Raw genomic sequence first — 22663 nt, 5'->3', positions numbered from 1 at the left:
TGAAACGAGGGCAATTCCGGCAAAAAAAGGAATTGCCCTCATTTTATTAAATTTTCATACTTTTTAACACAAATTAATTAACTTTTTATACGTTTTTCCGATATAATATTTAGTAACAGATAGACACACCGATAAAATTATCTGACTATTTATGAAAGGAGGAATCACGTGTATGACAGCTACATTAGACTTAAGAAATGAAGTTCTGGACTGCATCAGAAAGGATTGTGAAGACGAGTTTTATCCGGATCCCGAGAAAGTAGCTCATATTACCGGCTTACCGTTAGGGGATGTTTTTGATCTGCTCATAGAACTGAAAAATCAGGGTTGTCTCGGAAAGAGATGATTCGCCATTAAAAATGGAGAATTATAATGGATGATTCTATAAAAGAATAAAAGTCCTATGCTCACTAAGCATAGGACTTTTATTTATATCACTTAATCAGTCAATTGAAAGATCTACTTCTTCTACATCAGTATTCTGAGCATCCCCCTCAGCTTCTGTGTTTGTTTCTTCCGGCTGAGCTTCTTCCGCGTTCTCTGCGTTCTCGTCCTCAGCAGGTGCTTCTTCATCTGCCGGCTGCTCTTCATCTTCCGATGTATCAACCTCTGTGTTTGTCTCAGCTATTACCTTGCCGTTTGCTGCACTGTCGTAATCCTGAATTTCAGTAATGGACCAATCATGTGAATCAGGGTCTTTTGTAATTGTGAATACAAAGATATAGGTTTCTTCTGAGCTCTCAGATATTACATCTTCATATGTTTCCAAAACAAGATTGATCAAATCATTATATGCCTGCTTGGCAATTTCAGGATCAGAATTATCGATCTTATCGGGATTTGCTTCCTTATAAGCATCAACTTTAACACCGATTCTTGCCGAAGCATCCTCACTGCCGATTACATTAAGCGGAAATCCTGTATCTACCGAAGCAATTACAGTACCTACACCCTTTTTAACGGTAGCAGACTTAATCTCATAACCTGTTATCATATTCGAAAGGCTGGCACAGAGATTATCAAGCCTTTGAGCTGTTGCTTCATCAAGCTTATCCGATTCAATACCCGACTTAAGATTATCTGTAAGAAAAGTAGAGTCAAAGGTACGAACAAACTCACCTTCCAAAACTCCCGCACTTGCATACGCTTCAATATTTTCAGTTGAACCACTCTGTACTATCTCCAAAAACTGTTCTGCGGTTTCTGTAATTGCCTTCTTAGAAGATGTACATCCTGTAAGAACAGTTGTACTCATTGTCAGAACAACAATCGCAGATACTAATTTTTTCCCTAAACGCATAAATGTCTATCTCCGTACCCTATAACAATTTCTATGTAAACACAACTTTAAGTATAACATATTTGGATAAATAATCAAAGAATATCGTATTTTCGTTAGTATAGTGGTAAAATATAGATTATAGCAAATGGCAACGCAGCCGCAATAAGGAGGGATTTTTAGATGTTAGTACTTTTTGGAGAAGGTGTAATCAAAGATGTATGTGCAGTAGAAGTAAAACCCATGGATATAGGAGAAGGCAAAATTGTAGGAACGCAGATAAATTTCACTCTTACAAGCGGTGACAGACTTGAATATGTCTACGACCAGAACATTCCTATCGAGAAGTCCGGCCAAAGAGCCATCGATTTCGTGCGCACTCTGTACAACGACGGAAAAGCCGATTTCTCCGGGGAGCCGGTTGAACTTATGTGAATAGGGGACGATAAAAAGGTCGATACTGCGGTAACGGCGGCAATATGTACAATTTTTGCGCAAATTGTGCCGGACACTGCGATGAAACCATAACATAAAAAATGGGTGCAGAGGCACCCTTTTTTTATTGGTTTCATCTCCGTGGCACAAAAAAGCGCAAAATATTGTACATGCTTCCCTTTGCATAATCTCAGCGCACAATATTAATTCACAATATTGCGAGGAGTTCCGGCCATGAAGGCTTGGATGTTCTTCTTTACCTCTTCCAAACATCTGCGTCTGGATTCTGTGCTGCCCCAGGCCATATGTGGAGTGATAAAAAGCTTTCCGCTATCATGAATCTTGAGGAGCGGTGAGTCTTTGGCCATGGGTTCGGGATTGAGAACGTCAAGGCCTGCTGCCTTTATTTCGCCGTTCTCAAGTGCTTCGCAGAGGTCAGCTTCGTTTACAACAGCGCCTCTTGCAACGTTGATGAGGATTGCGTTTTTCTTCATCTTTGCGAAAGCGTCTTTATTGAAGAGTTCTCTTGTCTTGTCACTCAAAGGACAGTGGAGAGAAATCACATCCGAACGTGATAATAACTCATCAAACGATACTCTCTCGTATTCCGTGCATGTGCTGTTTCCGGAAGCGGAATAGAAAATTACTTTTGCTCCGAAAGCAGTTGCGATCCGGGCAACTTTTCTTCCGATATTTCCCATTCCTACAATTCCGTATACTTTGCCGTCAAGTTCCTCAAATGGAATATCAAGACAGCAAAAATGCGGCTGGTTTGCATATCCGCCGCTTTTTACAAATTCATCATAATGGCGTGAGTTTTCCATAAGATAAAACAGTAATGCGAAGGTATGCTGGGCAACTGAAGCTGTTGAATAATTGACTACGTTTGCCACTTTTACGCCATGTCTTTTACATGCTTCAATATTTGCATTGTCAAAGCCTGTCGCAAACTCACATATAAGTTTAAGATTGGGAGCATCATTTAAAACCTTTTCGGTTATAGCACTCTTATTGATAAGCAGTATCTCCGCTCCCTCAAGTCTCTCCTTTGCATTCTCATCGGTAATCTTGTCCCCGTAGTAGGACACTTCTCCGAGTTCATCATAAATACTGTAGTCCATGTCAGATCCGACACTGTCTACATCTGCAACAACAATTTTCATATCCTGTGTAACTTATGCCTTTCTTTTGTGTTTTTATGTTCTAACAGCCTTCATATCTTTTTTATTCTGATACATCAGTCTGTCAGCTCTCTTAAGTACACTGTCCGCATCGTCATCCATAGATTCATCAAATATAGCAAGTCCGATGGCAGCCGACAGTCTCTCCCACGGTTGCAGGCTCTTATTGTTCTGAAGCTCTTCCATGTGACTCTTAAGCGAATCAATAAGCTCGTCTTTGTGGTTGAAATCTTTATTCTCAAGAAGCACAACGAACTCATCTCCGCCCACCCTGAATACAGGTGAATTTTCGAAGGTATCGCATATAAGTGTGCACATATTCTTGATATAAAGATCGCCTGCTTCGTGTCCGAAGGTGTCATTTATCTTTTTCAGATAGTTTATATCTATCATCAGCATACCAAACTGTGCAGTCTGAGTGATGATATCGGAGTTAAGTCTTACTTCTACTTTATCATATGCCGCTTTATTTTTTACACCGGTAAGAGCGTCTCTAAGTGCGAACTCATTAACCTTGGTCATCTCAAGCGACATGTTCTGGATCTTATTGGAAGACCTCATAAGATCCTCCGCATATTCCCTCATATCCTGGGACATGTAAAAAATTGTGTCGGCAAGCGATTCAAGCTCATCTCCCGTGTGTATGTCGGGATTCTCCATAAGAAGTAGTTCGGGACTTTTCTGTGAATGGCTGTTTTCTGCAAAATCGCGCGTTGTGCGTTCAATCTTCTGAAGAGGTACGATTACTCTTTCATTAAGCCAGAATATCATTCCGAAGATAAAGATAACGGCAAGAACAACACCGCACACCGCCATGGTTATGATGTATTTTCTAAGGTTATTCGAGATATCCATTGTGCTGAATCCGCAGCTAAAAAGAGCAATTCCTTCACCGGATGCATTTCTTATCGAAGCACTTGCGCTAAAATCTTCGCCGTACTCACTCTTAGCGGTAGTATAATTGATTCCCGTGTTATTCTTCATAACATTATATGAAATCTCACAAAGCTCTTCTCCGAGAAAAGATCCGATCATATCTCCGAGATACGGAACCGGAATATCTTCTTTAAGATCTTCGCCGCTCTTTTCACGCTCGGTAAGCCCGGATGCAAGCTGCATACAGTCATATCTGTCATCAATCTTGCAAGGAACCGTAAGCAGGATAAAATCAAGATCGTAGCTCTCTCTTACCCTGCCCATAAGATTCACAAGATTATTAAACGTATCAGAATACTCTTTTGTCTTAATACGTTCTTCAAGGTCCTCAATATCTATATTTTTCAATGTATAATCAACAACATAAGTAAGCCTTGTCCTATACTCATCAAGCATGGTATTTCTAAATATCATGAAGCTTATCGTGCCAAGTGCCACGCAAAGAATAACAATAAAAACAAGACATACCCAAATAACTCTGTATCTAAGTGAATTGTTATATTTTTTCTCCATCCAATGCACCTCACAGCTTTCTATTTACTTATGATAGCACACGAGTAAACAATTATACATTAAAAATATATCAATTTTTCATAACTTATTTTACTGAGTTAATAAGCGCAAAAACCTCTTCTTTTATGGCTTTGTTGACATTGAGTGCATTCTCTCTCGAGTCTGTGTTTGAATAGAAATAGAACTTTATCTTAGGCTCCGTTCCGCTTGGTCTTATCGCAAACCACGAACCGTTCTCAAGAAACAGCCTGATCGCATTCTGCGGTGGAATATCCTCATATCCCCCGAGATAATCTATAACTTTGCTAACCTTCGATTCCGCAACTTCTGTGGGGATGTTCTCTCTAAACCACTTCATCATGCGCTGTATTCTCTGCGCTCCGGGAATTCCCTCGAGTATAATATTGGGTTCATCCTCTGCAAAGAATCCGTATTTTGCATATATTTCCTGCAATACATCAAATAGTGTCTTGCCCTGTTTTCTATAATATGCCGCAGCCTCCGCAACGAGCATTCCGGCAGAGATACCGTCTTTATCCCTGATATCCTCACATGCCGCATATCCTACGGACTCCTCATATCCAAAAAGATATGTATATCCGTTTTCGTGCAGATACGGAATCTTTCCGCAAATATTCTTAAATCCTGTGAGAGTCTCAAACATTTCAACGCCGTATGCCTTGGCCATTACGGTTGAAAGAGTTGAAGTAACGATGCTCTTTACCATAGCGCCCTTCTTGGGAAGTGTGCCCGCGGTCTTGTGTCCCTCAAGGATGTAATTAACGAGAAGATATCCCGTCTGATTGCCGTTAAGAGGCACATAATTGCCGTTGTCATCTCTTATCTCAATAGCGAATCTGTCCGCATCAGGATCTGTCGCCATAAGAAGCTCGGCACCAAACTCGCGTCCATATTGTTCACTTAACTTGAACGCCTTTGGATCTTCCGGATTCGGATATCCCACGGTTGTAAAATCAGGATCCGGATGTTCCTGCTCGGGAACGATCTTCCAATTGGTAAATCCTCTGTCATTAAGCATCTGTCTGAACGGTATGGAACCGCAGCCGTTTAAAGGTGTGTAAACAAGAGGAATCGAAAGATCCAGCTCATCATGTTCATGAATTGCCATTCCTTCAATCTTATCAAGGTACTCTCTGTCGTACTCATCTCCGAGAACAACAATCTTTCCGCTTGCAACGCCCTCGTTAAAATCAGACTTCTTGATTCCGGTCCAGATGTCAACCTTGGAGATCATCTCAGTCATTCCGTCAGCGACCTCTGCTGAAACCTGGCATCCATCGTCCCAGTATGCCTTATATCCGTTGTATTCTCTCGGATTGTGAGACGCTGTAATATTGATTCCCGAAACTGTTTTAAGTCTTCTGATCATAAAAGCAAGCTCAGGTGTAGGTCTGAGATCGGGGAATGTATATACTTTTATTCCGTTTGCCGCAAAGATTCCCGCAGCAAGATGTGAAAACTCTTTTGAAAAATGTCTCGGATCGTGCGCGATAACTACGCCCTTATCCATAGCTTCTTTTCCACACTTTATTATATAATCGGCAATTCCCTGCGAGGCTTTTCCAACGGTAAGGAAGTTCATCATATTCGTTCCGGCACCGACTTTTCCACGTAGTCCCGCTGTTCCGAAAGAAAGATCCTGATAAAATCTTTCTTCCTTTTCTTTTTCATTGTCTTTTATCTTATAAAGTTCTTCCTTAAGTGGATCTTCCTCTGAAAGATGTGACATCCATTCATCATATCTCTTGTTGTAATCCATATTGCATCCTCCGTTATTTATTCTTTTGTAGCTCCCAAAAAGTAACGGCACTGCACGCCGCGACATTAAGAGAATCCACTCCGTGTGCCATCGGGATCTTAACGCAATAGTCCGAAGATCTGATAGTCTCAGGTTTCAGGCCGTAGCCTTCAGAGCCAAGAAATATCGCAAGTTTTTCTTCCTCAGCAAGTCTCTTGTCATCGATATCAAGCGTATTATCGTTAAGTGCCAGCGCAACGGTCTTAAATCCCATTCCGGCAATTTCCTCAAGCTCTTTTCCCTGCGAAAGAAATGTCCACGGAATCTGAAAAACAGTTCCCATGCTGACTCTTATAGCCCTCCTATATAGCGGATCGCTGCTTCCTTTTGTAAAAAGAACCGCATCCATGTTAAGTGCCGCCGCATTCCTCATTATCGCGCCGACATTGGTTGGATTTGAAACATTTTCAAGAACCGCGATGCGCTTCGCATCCTTGCAGATCTCTTGCGCACTCTTTAACTTTTTTCTCTTCATCGCGCAAAGAATGCCTCTTGTAATGTTATATCCCGTGATCTGCTTGAGGACTTCTTCCTTGGCAACATATATCTTTGAAAGGGGAAAATCATTTAATCTTGTTATTATGTCTTTTGCTTCCCTATCAAGTTCTTCCTCTGCAACCAGGAGGGAAAACGGCTCATATCCAGCATCAAGCGCGCGTCCTATGACGATCGCACTCTCCGCGATAAAAAGACCTTCATCCGGCTCATTTATGTGATACAGCCTGTTCTCCGACAGAACGTTGTAAATTTCAAGTTCCGGCACCTCAAGCGTATCAACAAACATCATATTTTCATGCATTCTTTATGTCCCAATTTCCGAATTTCACTTCACCGGGATTTCCTGTGTGATCTCCCAACATCTTCTCCATCCAGATCATGTCGTACCACTTTCCGAATTTGTAACCGGAGTCATGGAATGTTCCGACAAGATTGTATCCCAGCTTTTGGTGAAAATGGTAGCTGTCGTTTGTAAGATTGTCATCTTTTTTATCACCGGAAAGATACGCTATGCAGGCGTTCAGATTCAAAACGCCCATATCCTTCAAAGAGTTTTCAAGTGTGCTGTAAAGAAGCTTTCCCACTCCTTTTCTTTTCACATCCTCTCTGACATAAACGGTTGTCTCTACCGACCAGTCATACGCGCGTCTGCCCTTAAAGCTTGTCGCATAAGCGTATCCGAGAATTTCTCCGTTCTCAACTACTTTGATATACGGAAATTTTGAAGAAATGTTTTTTATCCTTCCCTCAAACTCCTCAAGTGAAGGTACTTCATATTCAAAAGAAATCGCTGTCTTTTCAACGTAAGGTGCATAAATCTTAAGCAGCTCAGCCGCATCTTCTACGCTTACTTTCTCAACTGTCATTACTTAAGAGCCTCTCTTTCCATTTCGCTTGCAAGTTTACTTATTGTTCCGTCCTTGAAGGGGCTCATCAGTCCAACCTGTGCGAGTTCATTTTCATAAAAATCCTTTGCCGATAATTTACACAACTCAAGATAATGCTTCCACGCATCATCAAAGTCCTTGTCCATCCATACCTTAAACTGCATTGCAACTACGCTTGCAAGCACATAATCGATGTAATAGAAAGGAAGTCCGAATATGTGAAGCTGTTTCTGCCAGAATCCGCCCTGTCCAAGGAACGGATCATCTTCATAATCCATCTCGGGTCTGTAGGTCTTTTCAAGCTCCATCCATACTTCTTTTCTCTGCTTCGGAGTCATATCGGGGTTGTCGTATACGATATGTTGGAACTCATCAACCATGCAGCCGTAAGGAACGAAACAGATTGAATCCGCAATATGCATCTTGAGATAATCTTTTTCCTTATCTCCGAAGAACTTCTTCATCCATCCGTATGTAAAATACTCCATGGCCATTGAATGAATCTCAGCTGTCTCCATAGTTATATCAAGGTTCTCAAGGATTTCTTCATTCCTTGTCACATAGCCCTGAAAAGCATGTCCGCACTCGTGTGTGATAACATCTACATCTCCGCTGGTGCCGTTAAAATTGGCAAATATGATCGGAGCCTTGTACTTTGGCAAATACTCCATGTATCCGCCCTGCTTCTTGTTCTTTCTTCCAAGCACGTCAAAAAACTCGTTCTCGATCATAAAGTCGATGAACTCTGCCGTCTCAGGCGAAAGCTCTCTGTACATCTCCTGTCCGGCTTTCATTATCTCTTCCGGAGTTCCGATAGGGCAAGGATTGCCGCCCTTGATATAAACTTCATGATCGTAGTATTTAAGCTTATCTACGCCAAGCTGCTTTCTTCTCTCTTCATGTATCTTCGATACAAGAGGAACAAAAGACTCTTTTATCTGCTTTCTGAAATTCTCAACTTCTTCTCTTCTGTAAGAATTTCTGATCATTCTGTTATAACCAAGCTCAACAAAAGACTCGTAGCCAAGTGCCTTTGCCTGCGCCGTTCTGTTTTTTACAAGCTTATCATAGATTTCGTCAAGCTCATCCGTAACGGTAAGGAAGTAATCGGAATAAGCCTTCCAAGCTTTCTTCCTGACTTCTCTGTCGTTGTCTGTAAGAAACTTTCTCAAAAGAGAAATGTTATAAATCTCTCCGTTAAAAGGAATCTTTGCAGCCGCGATGATATTGTCGTATCTGCTGACAAGAGCATTCTCCTCCTGCATAAGAGGCAGTATCTCATCGCTTATCGACTTTATAGAAAGTTCGATATTCTTAAATGCAACTTTGCCGATCTTCTCTTCAAGATAAGCTCTGTACGGAGAATTAAAAAGAACTTTCTTATACTCATTCTCAAGCTGTTCAATAACAGGAAGTTGCTCATCTATATATTTTTTCTCTGCAGCATAGAATTCATCCGCTGTATTGATGTCATGTCTGAAGTTTCCGATTCTTATAGTCGAAACTATATCGCTGCTGAGTTCATAGTACTTCTTATGAATCTCAAACTGTTCCTCACCGCTTGCAGCGTTCTTACTGCTCTCGATAAGGCTCTCATATTCTTTTTTTACTTCGTCCATATCAAAACGTTTGTATGGAATTTCAGAAAATTTCATAGATATTAATCCTTCTTTCAATTTCTATATCGTATTAATTCTACCATAAATATCGAAGATAGCATCTACAGAATTTTGGCATATCCTCACTTCCAGTATGCATCAATCTCCTTAGTATCATAGTCAATGAGCGAAACGCCGTCATATGTGTGAGCGATTGTGAATACAGCTTCAGCGCCGCGTTTGGTTTCTTCGCTCTGTGCCTGATCGGCACGGAAGTTTCCGAGGGAGTAATAAACAAGCATTTTGCCACCATCGGGTCTGTCCAATGCCTCGGTTTTCTGAACAACGTGGGGATGTGTGCCGATCACTACATCGGCGCAGCCTTGCGCAAAGAGATCTGCAATATGCTTCTGCTCCGAAGTCACTTCTTTGTTGTACTCTTCGCCCCAATGCACGAAGGCTATGATAAAGTCCGCCTCCTGTCGAGCACTTTGAATATCGCTTATCAATTTACTCTCTTGTTCGTTTGCTGCCGGATTCTTCATTTCATCTGGAGCAGTCTCATTTTTCCCTATCTCTTGCATAACTTTTCTTGGCAGGTAATGCACCACGTTAGGATAATCCCCGGATATATCCCCGACATTGGTTCCGTAGGTATAGGAAAAAAGTGCTATACGCATACCGTTACGGCTGATAAGCTCATATGGCTTATATTCGGCATCACCGCTACTCTGTATTCCAACGCAGGTAATCTCGGCGTCTTTATAAAAGTCCACTGTAGTATCGATTCCCTGGATTCCTCTGTCGAGGGCGTGATTGTTGGCGCAGGACACAACGTCAAAGCCGGCTCTTCTGATTGCCTCTCCGACTTTGACAGGCGAACCGAAGCTCGGATATCCTCCGACCATACTGTCCTTGTCGACGAGTACTGTCTCTGCATTAAGCGCGGCTATGTCCGCAGATTGTATCTCATCAAGAAAAGGTTCATACAAAAAGTCAAATTCTCCCTTTTCCTTGTTTCTTGCATATTCATAGATTGGCTCATGGATCAGGTTATCGCCAAATGCAACAACTCTGACTTTGTTGTCGATGGTCTTAACTCCCCAACCTTCCCACATCCATAGGGTGCAGTTTTTATCTTTGTCTTCCATCATGAAGATCGAGTTATTTTTCTCCATCAGCTTGATTCGGCCGGCAACCGAACCCATGTCCGACGCGCACCATTTCTCGGTGACTTTGCCATCCCTATCGACATCATAGATAAACACGTGCTGGGAATAGTTCTTTTCATCCTTCTCAACCCAGAACGGCTTGTGCATGCCATATTTTCCATGCTTCCACAAAAGAACTATCATCTCATTGTCGCCGTCTCTGTCTATATCGGTTACGAGAACGTCCTGAACCTTGAAATCTTTTTTGCTGACAAAGGTTGTCTCTCCGCCTGAATTGATGACTTCAAGTTTCTTTTTTCCAAGCTTTATTGAAGCCCCACCATCATATACATCTATCTCTTTATCATTCCAGCCAATCCACGCCGGAATATAATTATTTCTCGCAAAAACAAAAATAACGCAAACAGCTACCGCTATTCCTAAGAATAGCAGTAGCCTCATGAAAACTTTTTTAGCCTTGATTTTATCTGCAATCAATTTCATTTATCTTCCAATCTGTAGCTCTTTGTCCACTCGGGCTGAACAGGCTTATCCGTATTCTCAACCCAGTTCCAGTCATCGTCCATATGGCCGCCGTTGATCATGTCTCTCCACTGGCTGTCCGTAAGCCTGTTACTTAAAGGCTGCTCGAACTGATAGAACGAGTACACACTTCCGCTTCCGATGTGAAGCTCTCCGTCTATCGGGAACACCACGTAGATCGTATTTGCTTTGCCGGTTCCGACTTCAAGAACGCTTCCGTTTGGATCTGTCGCAATGTCCGCAATCACAGGGCAAGGAGCCTGATAGCTATCGGTAAGATTCTCAACTTCGGCATTTACTTCTCTCCAGAAATGCTCAAGGCTTCCTCCGTAGCAACGAATAAACTCATAATCATCATCGGTAAGCTTCTCGTTCTTAAGTTCTTTTTCGGATATTGTCAAAAGAGTTCCTGCGAGCTCCGAAAGCTTATCGAGGTTCTCTTTTTCTTTTGCATCAAGAACTCCGTATCTGTCGAGCCCTTCCTTGGTCTTCTCTGAAAGGAACTTGAATCTGCTAAACACAACAGGCTGCGTGTCCACAAACCCTCTGTCATCAGGCGTATCCTCATCTCCGCCGCCCATCTCGGCACCTATCTGCTTTGCATAAAGAATCGTATCATGTTTGAGCTCAGCAAAAGAACCCGCGAATGTCTCAAGGTTCTTTTTTACCCACTCATCATTCTGCATGTACTTGGGATATCCCGTTCCCTTCTTCTCAAAAAGAGGCCTCAAAGTATTGAGCCAGCCGGAATACAGACTGACATTCCATATTGAAGGCTCATTGTTATTAAAGTGCTCTTTTGCGCGCGCCATATTCTCCGAATAATTCTTAAACTCCGTAGCTCCCTGCGAAGTCAGTATTTCCATGGCTTTCTCGGAACCAAGTGCCGCAGCCGCATCGAGCGTATCGGGAAGCATACGCTTTTGTCCCGCGCCGTTTTCTTCAACAGCCCTATATACGAGCCTTTGCATGATCGCAGCATCAACCGTAAATCTCTGCCCCATAAATCTGTAAGAAGGAATCACGTTCTCCTCTTTTTCATTTACGGGAATCGAGTTTATCTCGGGAAGTTTAAGTTCCTTTATCGCACTCACAAATTTACCGAACGCATCCGCATTACCTGCGACCGCGCTTGCATCAACACTCTCTCCGTAGCAATTTTTTGCTATATTTGAGAATTCGTAATATCCCGGATCATCCGATGTTCCTGCAAAAAAGCTTGTTATACTGTAAATACGCTCCCAAGACTCTGCATTTTCCGCTATCGCAAGACTCTGAAGTAGTCCCGAGCGCACAAGATCCTCGTTATCAAATGCAAAAGCAATCCTTCCGTACCACATCATTGCCCTGAAGTATTTCTCAAGTTCGGCATCGCCCTCATAGTAGCCTCTGGGCTTATACTGGGAATAATCCTCTTCTTTATTTGTGATCCCGCATGTAGCGATAGATTCAGCTTTTGCTATCTTGGAAAGTTCGTCGTTTACGACTTGGTCAAAAGAGCTGTCATTTACAGGAGCGGCAACGCTGTCATCAAGGAGCTTACTTCCAATATAGAAAAACTCTACATTCCTAAGCGCCGCAGCTTCGAACTCAGTACCTTTAAGTGCATCATACTGCTTCTTGGAACTTTCAAGCATCTGATTACCAAGCTTTTTGAGTTCTCCTGTAATATGGTTCTTCTCTGTCTGCTTCATTAGATAGGAAAAATAGAGATGATACGTATGCATAAGAGAATCAACGGTCACGAAATTGGGCCTTAGATCGTATCTGTTGCTCTCATATTCATCAAAAAACTCATCAGATCCCGTCCCCTCAACTACAAAGCCATTCTTAATAAGAGCATTCCTCCTGCCCTGCACATCGTTGTACTCGCTTTGATTTTCAAGACTAAAGCGACCTTCCTGATGCGCATTATATACAACATTGGAAAAGTCTTCTTTTATGCTGTAATCCGGAATTGCCGGAACAAGATTCTCATCATAATACTTCTCTTCAGAATTGCCAAGAAGATAAACCTTCCCGCTCACAGCACCATCCGCCGCATTTTTCCCTTCATCGGTACTCTCCGCCGCAACACTGCCAGAAGCGACACTACCTGCATCCGAAGCCACATTACCTCCATTTTTGCCAAAAGAGCATCCCGACATCATCATCGAAAGTACCAAAACACATACCACAATTCTCTTCTTCATAATTTCTCCTAAAAAAAATTAATATTATCCTCTAGCACTAATTATACCCCTCGAACCTCCCACACGCAAAAAAGCCGCCGGTCGAAGCGACCAACGGCTTTTTGTGTCAATATCAAAGAAACTTAGTTCTATCAGTTCTTTACGATAAGCTTTCCACCACGCTTTGATACTACGTCGAAGATAACGGCTGCAAGAAGAACGCCACCTTTTACTACCTTCTGCATGTTAGCATCTACACCCATAAGTGACATACCAAGGTTAATAACACCCATAAGTACTGCACCTACAATAACTCCGGGAACAGTACCTGTTCCACCGTAAGCTGAAGCTCCACCGATGAAACATGATCCGATAGCATCCATCTCATAGTTCTGACCATATGTAGGCTGAGCTGATGTAAGACGAGCGATTGTGATCATTCCTGCAAGTGCTGCAAGGAATCCCATGTTTGCGTAAGCGATGAAGTAAACTTTGTTTGTGTTGATACCTGAAAGCTTTGTAGCCTTCTCGTTACCACCTACTGCGTAGAAGTAACGTCCAACAGTTGTGTTATTTGTGATGTAGCCATAGATAAGTACAACTACGAGAACCCAAACAAGAACTGTAGGAATACCTTTGTACTGAGCAAGCTTGTAGCAGAATGCCATAACAACTGCAACAATACCAACTGTCTTTACAAGGAATTTCCAGATGGGCTCAATCTCATAACCCTTTGTCTTTTTCTTGATGCGAGATGTGCCCTGTACAACAACGAAGATTGTAGCAGCTACAAGTCCACCAAGGAGACATGTAAGGTTAAGTGATCCGTTTCCGAAGAAATCATGGATATAGCAATCAGCACCGCCACCGAAAAGGTTAACGAATGAAGACTTATCCTTGATTGAAATTGTAAGACCGTTAAGTACTACGTTTGAAAGTCCTCTGAATGCAAGCATTCCTGCAAGTGTTACGATGAAAGGAGGAATTCTAACAAACGCGATCCAAAATCCCTGGAAAGCACCGATCATGATTCCTACAACGAACATGATAACAACTGAAAGCCAGATGGGAACGTTCTTATTAACCATAAGAGTTGCACCAACTGCACCAACGAAACATACAACCGATCCAACCGAAAGATCGATGTTACCACCTGTTAAGATACAGAGAAGCATACCAGTTGCAAGAACGAACACATAAGCGTTCTGTGAAATTAAGTTACTTACGTTCATAGGAAGAAGTATTGCTCCCTTTGTCTGCAAAGAGAAGAAAGCAACTACTGCTATAAGAACGAGTATCATTGTATTTTTCTTTATGAATCCGAGTACCGAATCGTTATTCATTATTTGACCTCCTTATTTCCGGATGACTGTAAAATATAAGTCATAATTTTTTCCTGAGTGGCTTCTTTGCCATCAAGTTCACCAACCATCCTACCTTCATTCATTACGTAGACTCTGTCACACATTCCCAATACTTCCGGAAGTTCGGAAGAGATCATGATAACTGATTTTCCTGCATCTACAAGCTGGTTGATAATGCAATAAATCTCGTATTTAGCTCCTACGTCAATACCTCTAGTAGGTTCATCCAAAATAAGTATGTCCGGATCAGCGAACATCCATTTTGCAAGAAGAACCTTCTGCTGGTTACCACCACTAAGGTTACCAACATTTTGCTCAACAGAAGGACATTTTGTCTTAAGCTTCTGTTTGTAATCAACTGCTACTTCATACTCTTTATCTTTGTCGATTACTGTATTCTTACTAACTGCATCAAGGTTTGCAAGTGTAGTGTTAATCTTAATAGGATTGGTTAAGATAAGTCCGTTACCCTTACGGTCCTCAGTTACATACGCAAGCTTATGCTTGATTGCATCCTGAACCGTCTTAAGTTTAACTTCTTTACCATTTATCTTAAGTGTTCCTGTAATGTTTTCGCCGTAACTTCTTCCAAAGATACTCATTGCAAGCTCTGTTCTGCCGGCACCCATAAGTCCGGAGATACCTACAACTTCTCCCTTTCTGACGTTCATGCTAACATTATTGACAACTTTTCTATCACTATATAAAGGATGATAAACATTCCAATCTTTGACTTCCATCATTACATCCCCAATCTTAGGTACTCTCTTGGGGAAACGATCTGATAATTCACGGCCTACCATGCCGTTGATGATACGTGCTTCCGAGAAATCATCCACACCCTTTGTAAGTGTCTCAATTGTTGATCCGTCACGGATAACCGTGATCTTATCAGCAACATAAGATACCTCATTAAGTTTATGTGAAATGATAATTGAAGTAAGATTCTGTTCTTTCTTCAGTTTAAGTAACAAATCAAGAAGCGCCTTTGAATCACTCTCGTTAAGTGATGAAGTCGGCTCATCGAGAATAAGAAGTCTTGCATTCTTTGAAAGTGCCTTCGCAATCTCAACAAGCTGCTGCTTACCAACACCAATATCCTTAATCAATGTCTGGGTACTATCTTTAAGTCCCACTGTATCCAAATACTTACGAGCAAGTACACCCGTCTCTGTCCAATTAATCTTGTACTTTGATCCTCTTTCATTACCAAGGAACATATTCTCAGCAATTGTCATATACGGAATAAGCGCAAGTTCCTGATGTATAATTACAATACCTTTTTGTTCACTATCCTTTATAGCGTTAAAATTGCAAACCTCGGAGTCATAAATGATATCACCTTCATAGCTTCCGTAAGGATACACGCCACTGAGTACATTCATCAGTGTGGATTTACCGGCGCCGTTTTCACCTACCAGCGCATGAATCTCGCCCTCTTCAACCTGAAGATTTACATTGTCCAAGGCTTTCACACCGGGGAATGTTTTGGTGATATTTTTCATTTCCAATAATATCTTCGCCAAGTTTACCCCTCCTTCTATCTCTTTTTTTCTAATTCTGTTATTTTTTCTATTAAAGAGGCGGGACAAAAGCCCGCCTCAGCTTTGTTACTAATTTAAATTATTTAAGATCGTCCTCTGTGTAGTATCCTGAATCGATAAGAAGTGTCTTATAGTTCTTAGCGTCAGCGAATACAGGCTCGCAGAGGTATGAAGGGATAACACCTGTTCCGTTGTTATAATCCTTCTCGTTGTTGATAGGAGCCTCGCCGCCCTTCATGATAGCGTCAACCATCTTAACTGTCTGTGCAGCAAGTTCACGTGTATCCTTGAAGATAGACATTGACTGCTTACCAGCGATCATGTTCTTAACGTTGGGCTTATCGCAATCCTGACCTGTGATGATCGGCCAATCACCTGTGTAGTTAGCCTCAAGTGAGTTTGTAACACCAAGTGCTGTTGAGTCATTTGAGCAAAGAACTGCATCAAGCTTTGTTCCATCTGCATAGTTAGCTGCGATGATAGCATCCATTCTTGACTGAGCATTCTCTGTCTTCCAACCCTGTGTAGCAACCTTATCGAACTCAACCTGTCCTGACTTAACAACAAGCTTGCCTTCCTTGATGTAAGGCTCGATTACATCGTAAGCACCCTGATAGAAGAACTTAGCGTTGTTATCACCGGGGTCACCTGTGAAGATCTCGATGTTGAAAGGTCCCTTTGCGTTCTCAAGATCAAGCTGATCTCTGATGTACTCACCCTGCTTTGTTCCTACCATGTAGTTATCGAATGTAGCATAGTAGTTAACTGCGTCTGAGTTCATGATCAAACGGTCATAAGCGATAACAGATACGCCTGCCTGCTTAGCCTGGTCAAGAACTGTTCCAAGTGAATCACCTTCGATAGCGGCGATAACAAGAACCTTAGCTCCTGAACTGATCATATTCTCGATCTGAGAAACCTGTGTAGGAACGTCATCTGAAGCGTACTGAAGGTCAACTTCGTATCCTGCTTCCTGGAGCTGTTTCTCCATGTTTGCACCGTCCTGGTTCCATCTCTGAAGATCCTTAGTAGGCATTGAAACACCAACTCTTCCGCCTTCGCCGGCAGGAGTCTCTGCTGCAGGTGCCTCGCCACCCTCTGCTGCTGTTGCATCAGCAGGTGCCTCTGCGCCACCTTCAGGTGCTGCGGGTGTTGATGATCCGCAACCTACAAGCATGGCTGCAACCATAGCTGCTGAAAGAACTGCACTAATGATTTTCTTCTTCATAAATGTATCCTCCCTTTTATTTTGGATTCCTGCAGAAATATTTCTGCGTTGTTTATATTCTAAAATTTACCACAAAATTAATAGGAATAAATTACGATGTTCTGTAAATTTTTACTATCGTTACAAAAAATTAACCGATTATGCTAGCATTATTTTGCACTGCATAATCGGTCGTGTCAATTTTGTGCTACTGTTCCAAACCCGCATGTTTACTGACTAATTCGGCATCTCATCCGGTACATTCAAGTAAACATCCTCTTTTAGGTGGAATCCGCTTTTTATTATCACTTCATCAATGTTATTTTTGGTCACACTTGTAGGTTCTATCTTAAGATAAGGCACCATTTTGGAACCATCGCTTATCTTAGAAATATCATATTCCGTTATTTCTTCTCCCTTAACAAGTTTGACTGCGCAAACAGCTGCTGCCTGCGCAAGTTTCTCGATTGGCTTGTAAACGGTCATAAGCTGAGTTCCCTCAACTATTCTCTGGCAGGCTTCAAGATCGGCATCCTGCCCCGCTACCATAAGCTCACCGGCAAGTCTTCTCTCTGAAAGAGCCCTTACCACATTACTTGCGATATCATCATTTCCGCACATTATCGCATCGCTTTCCCTGACAAGCCCTGTGTTCTTATATATATACTCACTTGCCTTCTCGGCGCGCCAGCCATCCGCATAGACTGTATCAACAATCTCATTTCTATACCGGGTCATTACAGATCTGAATCCTTTTTCGACAAAAGAAACGTTGCTGTCCGAAGGAGATCCGCATATCATTATCACCTTGCCGTCCGCAAGTCCGTTATCTACCATGGTCTGCGCCATCATCGCCCCTACTTTTTCATTGTCAAAAGATATGTAGAGATCGACTCCCGCATCGGAGATAAGCCTGTCATAGGCAATAACAACTATGCCTGCATCTTTGGCTTTTTTCACAGAATCGCCAAGCGAACTTGAATCTATGCAGACGATAACTATTGCATCCATTCCGTTCTTAATAAAGTAGTCAATCTGCTTTTTCTGTTCTTCAATATCGCCGTTCGCGTTCTGTACGTTAACTTCGGCGCCAAGATCTTTTGCCATGGAAACAAAAACATCCCTGTCCCTTTGCCATCTTTCTATTACGAAAGAATCAAAGCTCATTCCAATCTGAATCTTATCGGAACCGGAACTTTTCTTTTTCTCGCCTTCGCCGCTCTCTTTAGCACACCCCGTAACACTCAGCATCAGCAAAAGAGCTGCAAGCGCGCCGGCGAGCATTTTCCCCATATACCTTCTCATATGCGTCACCGTCCTTCTTTGTATTCGGTTGGCGTAACGCCTACATTCTTCTTGAAACTCCTGCTAAAATAATTCGGATCCGTGTATCCGCACGCTCCGCAGATTTCCTTCATGGACATATCAGACTGTGTAAGAAGCTCTTTTGCCTTTTCTATTCGCACACTCGTCAGGTATTCAATAAAGTTAAGCCCAAGCTCATCCTTGAATATCTTACTGAAATAATACGGTGAGATGTTAACCCTTCTGGATACGTCATCAAGCGATATGTCTTTTGCAAAATTATCATCTATATACTTTCTTGCTGTCTTTATGACATCGTTGGACTTCTCTTCTTTCTTGGCTATAACGTTTCTGCAGGCAGACGTAATCTTCCCCATAAACCACTCTCTGAGCCCGTCTGCGGTGCCAAGTCCCATAAGTTCAGGCAGATAGTCGTCACGGCCTGAGTACATATATTTCTTTCCGCTGCTGTTAAATGCAAGTCTCTCCGCATAAAGAGTCATCTCAAGAACCTTTATTCTCATGGACATGAGGTCGCCGTTCTTTGATCTATTGTACATCCAGTCGGCGTACTTTCCCGCCGTTACCATGGTCGCATTGAGATCTCCGTTGGAAACCGCATCAAACATTGGCTTCTCAAGCTCTACCGGATAATCTTCTTCATGGTCATCGCCAAGCGCAAGGTCATCTACATGCGCCACAGAACCGGTTGTCGCAATAAGCGCATTAAGCGCCTCTCTGTATGATTCTCCGAGCTCTCTGAGCGGCTTAACGCCTCCGATTCCTATTCTGAAACTTATATCGGTTTTTTTCTTAAGAATTCTTGTGAGCTGTCTTGCCTTATCGATAAGCTCCGTTCTGTCGTTGTACTCTATCTTTGAAGAATCAAGCGGTATCAGTACAGCGATCTTGTTGGCCATTACGTTACCAATCTTACAGTTAAAAAAGTCTTTTACCCCTTCACGGATTTCCTGATAACGTCCCGAAACCTTGACGGAACTTCCGATTGCGTTCGTCATGTGGTTTCCTTCCTGCGAATCACCGCAGACAATAGCCATCATGTAGCCGTAATCCTGCTCTATTCCAAGTATCGTCTTGTAACTGTCGATGTCTTCCTCAAAATGCTCCTGAAGAAGGATATCGTATATAAGTCCGTTCTCAATTATAGGCTCAATGGTTTCAAGCTTTTCTTTTATCATAAGCTCATTGCTTCGCTTTTCGCGTTCTCCGTCAATAAGCTCCATTGCCTTTTTGAGGACATTTACAACTTTCAGCTTGTCCATGGGTTTGTTGATATATTCAAGCACTCCAAGTTTTATCGCCTCTTTTGCATAATCAAATTTGTCGTATGCAGACATTACGATAAAGATTGTGTTTGCTGAGAATTGCTTAATCTCCTTGATTGCCTCTATTCCGTTTATTCCCGGCATATGGATATCCATCACCGCAATATCCGGTCTGAAACGCTCGGCAAGCTCTATAACACTTCTTCCTGTCTTGGCAAACTGCACTTCGCATTCGTTACCGAATTCTTTTTCAATTATAAACTTCATGGAATCGATGACTATACCCTCATCATCCGCGATCATTATCCTGTACATATTTTTCCCCTCGATATAATACTACTCTTCCTTTTCATCAAACGGCAAACGTATTATTACTTCGCACCCCTTGTTCTCACCTTCGCTCTTTATTTCAACGGCTTTGTCATTCTCCGTAAAGAGCCTCAGTCTTGAAATTACATTATCCATACCAATTCCGTTATTGTCATTCTGATCTTTTTTTCTTTCCCAATTTCCGCTCAGTATCTTATCAATGTTCTCACGGCTGATTCCCTTTCCGTTATCGCCGATACTGATGCAGATGTTGTCATCCTCTCTGTAGACCTTAAGAGTAATCTTACCCTTATCGCCCATTTCCCTGATGCCGTGATTTACAGCATTTTCAACTATAGGCTGCAATACCATGTTAGGCATCGAAGCGCTGAGAAGTCTTTTATCAACCTGCTTCTCATAACCGATATCACCGGAGAACCTAACGTTGAGGATCCTAATGTAGTTATCGACCAGCGTAACTTCCTCTCCGATCGTAACCTCAGTTTTCTTTCCCTTTACATTATACCTGAAAAAGTCGGCTACTGTCTGAACATACTCATATGTCTTATCCGCACCCTCCATCATTGCCAACTGTGCGCCCGCATTCAACGTATTAAAAAGAAAATGCGGATTGATCTGCGCCTGCAAATATTTAAGCCTTGCATCCTTAAGATGCGATTCCATCATAAGTTCCCTCTCCTGCATATAGCGCTCTTTTTCTATACTCATACGAAGTCGCTCGATATATTGCTTGATACTTATGACCATTTTGTTAAATGCGTTGCTCACTATGCCAATCTCGTCGTTATATGTGGTCTGCAAAAGCTCCGCATCAAAATTTCCCTCAGCGACTTCATTGGCAGAATCCGCAAGTTTTTTAAGCGGCTGAATGATCGTGCTGACAAGGTTCGTTATGATGATGATGTTTCCGCCCATAACGATGGTGATAACAATGAAACTGACAAACTCATACGTCCTGAACATTTCGGTAAGTTCCGAATAATGCGCCGAATTACTTACAAAAAGTTCCAGGTTAAGACTCGTAATATACTCACTTATATAATTATAAAGATCTGTCGTACTCTCATAATACGCGCGGTATTTCTCAACGTTTCTTCCACGCTTTGCTTCTATCGTCAGCGAAACCTCATTTAAATAATTCTGCGACATATTTTTAATATTTCTTTCCATTCGTCCGAAAGAAAGATCTGTAACTCTGTCGTCAAGTTCCTTCGTAAGATCGGAAAAAACACCTGCCGAGCTAAAATATGTCTTAAGCGAATCCGACGTCTTCGACCTAAGATATTCCGTCATGGAATCCTGAACATCGTTTAATGCATCCGAAAGCCTGTTAAGGTGCCTGTTATCCTGATACACCATCTCCATTTCCGTCGACATACTATTGATTCCAAGAAGCAAAAAGATATTTACGACAAAAATAATCACATTTGAAAAAACACAGATACTTACAATTTTATATTGAAGGGGACGGTCAAGGAATCTATTCATTCTGCTCTTCCTCCTTCTTCATATATTCCGCAACGTTGCTCTTATTGATCAGGCTCACGTCTGCGGCATAATACTCACTGGTATTACCTGATTCATAATAATCGGAAAGAGCTTTTATGCACTGCTCACCCAGCTGATTCGTATCTATGGCAATAGTAGCATAAACAACACCTATGTCTATGGCATTGATTATCGATTCGGAAGCATAACATCCCAGGATATTTACTTTACCTACTTCGTTAAAATCTACTACTGCCTGATAAGCGCACGTGGTATTTAGCTCATTAAGGCATACAATGACATCCGGCACTTGCTCCGTATGGAAAATGTCTCTGATCGATTCTTCCGCAGAAAAATCATTGGCATTATCAACAGTCTTGATAGAAATGGAAACATCAATGCCGTCCGCCTCTTCCTGCGCGATTCCTTCCTGCATTGCCGCGATTATTATATTCTGAATATTTTCACCGGAATTACCTGCATCCGAATTAACGAGCACAGTAACCTGCATAGTTTTATCCTGCTCGTTTTTTTCAGATTCTTCCGTATTATCAATTTTCTTTTCACGGATAATATTATTGATCTGCTTAGCATACTCACGACCTATTGCATATCCTCCGATACCAACGTAGCTAAGCCTCTTTGAACGGGTATTGTCTCCGTAAAGAGTAACAACCGGAATTCCTTCAGCAGCTGCCGCATCAATGAGCTGCGTCATCTCATCCGACTCATTTGCATAAAGAATTATCCCGTCAACCTTAGATGCCGTCGCAATCTTCATAAGTTCTTCCGTCTTATACTTGGTTGAAAAATTTTCTCCCAAAAGATCGACATATATATTGTCCTCTTTTGCAGCCGCGAAAGCACCACGGTAAACAGATTTCCAGAAATCTGACTTATAATTATCGGTTATCATGACATAGTACTTGTCGTACTCATGCGCTTCATCTTTTCGCTTAAATCCCTTGAGACTGATGCTGAAACTTACAGCGATAAGAAAAAGCGTAACAATAACGAAAGTCACTGTCGCTATCATGATAACTCTCTCTCTTTTATTAAGTTTACGCTTATTATTACTACGGGGAGTGTTCACAGTATTCATCACTTAATGATTATACCGTTTACACT

Annotated in this window: 18 protein-coding genes; 2 read left to right on the top strand and 16 right to left on the bottom strand. The window is 41.9% G+C overall.

What is annotated here, in order from left to right:
* The first annotated feature begins 172 nt into the window (after positions 1–172).
* The gene (locus G628_RS18635) at positions 173–346 is read left to right on the top strand and encodes a hypothetical protein (RefSeq protein ID WP_155833748.1); all 174 of its coding nucleotides are present in this window, start codon (positions 173–175) and stop codon (positions 344–346) included.
* Positions 347–442: 96 nt separating this feature from the next.
* Here the strand turns inward: G628_RS18635 and G628_RS0101225 are convergent, their stop codons facing one another.
* Positions 443–1300 (bottom strand): hypothetical protein, encoded by an 858-nt coding sequence (locus G628_RS0101225; protein WP_026655129.1) that lies wholly within the window; start codon positions 1298–1300, stop codon positions 443–445.
* A gap of 162 nt (positions 1301–1462) precedes the next feature.
* Between G628_RS0101225 and G628_RS0101220 the strand changes: the two genes are divergently transcribed.
* Positions 1463–1714: a hypothetical protein gene (locus G628_RS0101220; protein ID WP_026666643.1), complete on the top strand. Its 252-nt coding sequence runs from the start codon at positions 1463–1465 to the stop codon at positions 1712–1714.
* A 203-nt stretch (positions 1715–1917) separates the two neighbouring features.
* Here the strand turns inward: G628_RS0101220 and G628_RS0101215 are convergent, their stop codons facing one another.
* From G628_RS0101215 to G628_RS0101145, 15 genes are all read right to left on the bottom strand, one after another.
* Positions 1918–2877, bottom strand: coding sequence for a D-2-hydroxyacid dehydrogenase (locus G628_RS0101215; protein ID WP_026655131.1), 960 nt, complete (start codon positions 2875–2877; stop codon positions 1918–1920).
* Positions 2878–2910: 33 nt separating this feature from the next.
* A complete protein-coding gene (locus G628_RS0101210; protein WP_026655132.1) occupies positions 2911–4344 on the bottom strand; it encodes a GGDEF domain-containing protein in 1434 nt (477 codons plus the stop codon).
* An 85-nt stretch (positions 4345–4429) separates the two neighbouring features.
* Positions 4430–6124, bottom strand: coding sequence for a phospho-sugar mutase (locus G628_RS0101205; protein WP_026655134.1), 1695 nt, complete (start codon positions 6122–6124; stop codon positions 4430–4432).
* Positions 6125–6137: 13 nt separating this feature from the next.
* Entirely contained in the window at positions 6138–6950 is an 813-nt protein-coding gene (locus G628_RS0101200; protein ID WP_242827146.1) for a TrmH family RNA methyltransferase, read from the bottom strand.
* A 4-nt stretch (positions 6951–6954) separates the two neighbouring features.
* Entirely contained in the window at positions 6955–7527 is a 573-nt protein-coding gene (locus G628_RS0101195) for a GNAT family N-acetyltransferase (RefSeq protein ID WP_026655136.1), read from the bottom strand.
* On the bottom strand, positions 7527–9203 hold the full coding sequence (locus G628_RS0101190) for a M3 family oligoendopeptidase (RefSeq protein WP_026655137.1): 1677 nt from the start codon (positions 9201–9203) through the stop codon (positions 7527–7529). Before G628_RS0101190 ends, G628_RS0101195 begins: the two co-directional genes overlap by 1 nt.
* A gap of 86 nt (positions 9204–9289) precedes the next feature.
* Entirely contained in the window at positions 9290–10801 is a 1512-nt protein-coding gene (locus G628_RS0101185; RefSeq protein ID WP_027208268.1) for a CapA family protein, read from the bottom strand.
* Positions 10798–13032, bottom strand: coding sequence for a DUF3160 domain-containing protein (locus G628_RS16025; RefSeq protein WP_051198926.1), 2235 nt, complete (start codon positions 13030–13032; stop codon positions 10798–10800). Before G628_RS16025 ends, G628_RS0101185 begins: the two co-directional genes overlap by 4 nt.
* Positions 13033–13163: 131 nt before the next feature.
* Positions 13164–14354 (bottom strand): multiple monosaccharide ABC transporter permease, encoded by a 1191-nt coding sequence (gene mmsB / locus G628_RS0101175; protein WP_027208267.1) that lies wholly within the window; start codon positions 14352–14354, stop codon positions 13164–13166.
* Positions 14354–15901, bottom strand: a complete 1548-nt coding sequence (gene mmsA / locus G628_RS0101170) for a multiple monosaccharide ABC transporter ATP-binding protein (protein ID WP_026655139.1) — start codon at positions 15899–15901, stop codon at positions 14354–14356. The genes mmsB and mmsA overlap by 1 nt, the downstream gene beginning before the upstream one ends.
* 97 nt (positions 15902–15998) lie before the next feature.
* Positions 15999–17147: a multiple monosaccharide ABC transporter substrate-binding protein gene (chvE, locus tag G628_RS0101165; RefSeq protein ID WP_026655140.1), complete on the bottom strand. Its 1149-nt coding sequence runs from the start codon at positions 17145–17147 to the stop codon at positions 15999–16001.
* Positions 17148–17363: 216 nt separating this feature from the next.
* Positions 17364–18431 carry a sugar ABC transporter substrate-binding protein gene (locus G628_RS0101160; RefSeq protein ID WP_027208266.1) on the bottom strand — a complete coding sequence of 356 codons (1068 nt, stop codon included), beginning with the start codon at positions 18429–18431 and terminating at the stop codon, positions 17364–17366.
* Positions 18432–18436: 5 nt separating this feature from the next.
* Positions 18437–20032 carry a helix-turn-helix domain-containing protein gene (locus tag G628_RS0101155; RefSeq protein ID WP_026666637.1) on the bottom strand — a complete coding sequence of 532 codons (1596 nt, stop codon included), beginning with the start codon at positions 20030–20032 and terminating at the stop codon, positions 18437–18439.
* Positions 20033–20053: 21 nt separating this feature from the next.
* Positions 20054–21535 carry a sensor histidine kinase gene (locus G628_RS16020; protein WP_034462002.1) on the bottom strand — a complete coding sequence of 494 codons (1482 nt, stop codon included), beginning with the start codon at positions 21533–21535 and terminating at the stop codon, positions 20054–20056.
* The gene (locus G628_RS0101145; RefSeq protein ID WP_026666636.1) at positions 21528–22571 is read right to left on the bottom strand and encodes a substrate-binding domain-containing protein; all 1044 of its coding nucleotides are present in this window, start codon (positions 22569–22571) and stop codon (positions 21528–21530) included. Before G628_RS0101145 ends, G628_RS16020 begins: the two co-directional genes overlap by 8 nt.
* Between the last annotated feature and the right edge of the window lie 92 nt (positions 22572–22663).

Source organism: Butyrivibrio hungatei NK4A153 (assembly GCF_000424465.1).
Classification (GTDB): domain Bacteria; phylum Bacillota; class Clostridia; order Lachnospirales; family Lachnospiraceae; genus Butyrivibrio; species Butyrivibrio hungatei_A.
The sequence above is the reverse complement of the archived record's forward strand: the minus strand, read 5'-3'. Positions and strand labels throughout refer to the sequence as shown.

Coding starts and splice junctions, on each gene's coding strand:
- G628_RS18635 (WP_155833748.1), top strand. CDS start 173: ATGACAGCTACATTAGACTTAAGAAATGAAGTTCTGGACTGCATCAGA.
- G628_RS0101225 (WP_026655129.1), bottom strand. CDS start 1,300: ATGCGTTTAGGGAAAAAATTAGTATCTGCGATTGTTGTTCTGACAATG.
- G628_RS0101220 (WP_026666643.1), top strand. CDS start 1,463: ATGTTAGTACTTTTTGGAGAAGGTGTAATCAAAGATGTATGTGCAGTA.
- G628_RS0101215 (WP_026655131.1), bottom strand. CDS start 2,877: ATGAAAATTGTTGTTGCAGATGTAGACAGTGTCGGATCTGACATGGAC.
- G628_RS0101210 (WP_026655132.1), bottom strand. CDS start 4,344: ATGGAGAAAAAATATAACAATTCACTTAGATACAGAGTTATTTGGGTA.
- G628_RS0101205 (WP_026655134.1), bottom strand. CDS start 6,124: ATGGATTACAACAAGAGATATGATGAATGGATGTCACATCTTTCAGAG.
- G628_RS0101200 (WP_242827146.1), bottom strand. CDS start 6,950: ATGATGTTTGTTGATACGCTTGAGGTGCCGGAACTTGAAATTTACAAC.
- G628_RS0101195 (WP_026655136.1), bottom strand. CDS start 7,527: ATGACAGTTGAGAAAGTAAGCGTAGAAGATGCGGCTGAGCTGCTTAAG.
- G628_RS0101190 (WP_026655137.1), bottom strand. CDS start 9,203: ATGAAATTTTCTGAAATTCCATACAAACGTTTTGATATGGACGAAGTA.
- G628_RS0101185 (WP_027208268.1), bottom strand. CDS start 10,801: ATGAAATTGATTGCAGATAAAATCAAGGCTAAAAAAGTTTTCATGAGG.
- G628_RS16025 (WP_051198926.1), bottom strand. CDS start 13,032: ATGAAGAAGAGAATTGTGGTATGTGTTTTGGTACTTTCGATGATGATG.
- mmsB (WP_027208267.1), bottom strand. CDS start 14,354: ATGAATAACGATTCGGTACTCGGATTCATAAAGAAAAATACAATGATA.
- chvE (WP_026655140.1), bottom strand. CDS start 17,147: ATGAAGAAGAAAATCATTAGTGCAGTTCTTTCAGCAGCTATGGTTGCA.
- G628_RS0101160 (WP_027208266.1), bottom strand. CDS start 18,431: ATGAGAAGGTATATGGGGAAAATGCTCGCCGGCGCGCTTGCAGCTCTT.
- G628_RS0101155 (WP_026666637.1), bottom strand. CDS start 20,032: ATGTACAGGATAATGATCGCGGATGATGAGGGTATAGTCATCGATTCC.
- G628_RS16020 (WP_034462002.1), bottom strand. CDS start 21,535: ATGAATAGATTCCTTGACCGTCCCCTTCAATATAAAATTGTAAGTATC.
- G628_RS0101145 (WP_026666636.1), bottom strand. CDS start 22,571: ATGATAGCGACAGTGACTTTCGTTATTGTTACGCTTTTTCTTATCGCT.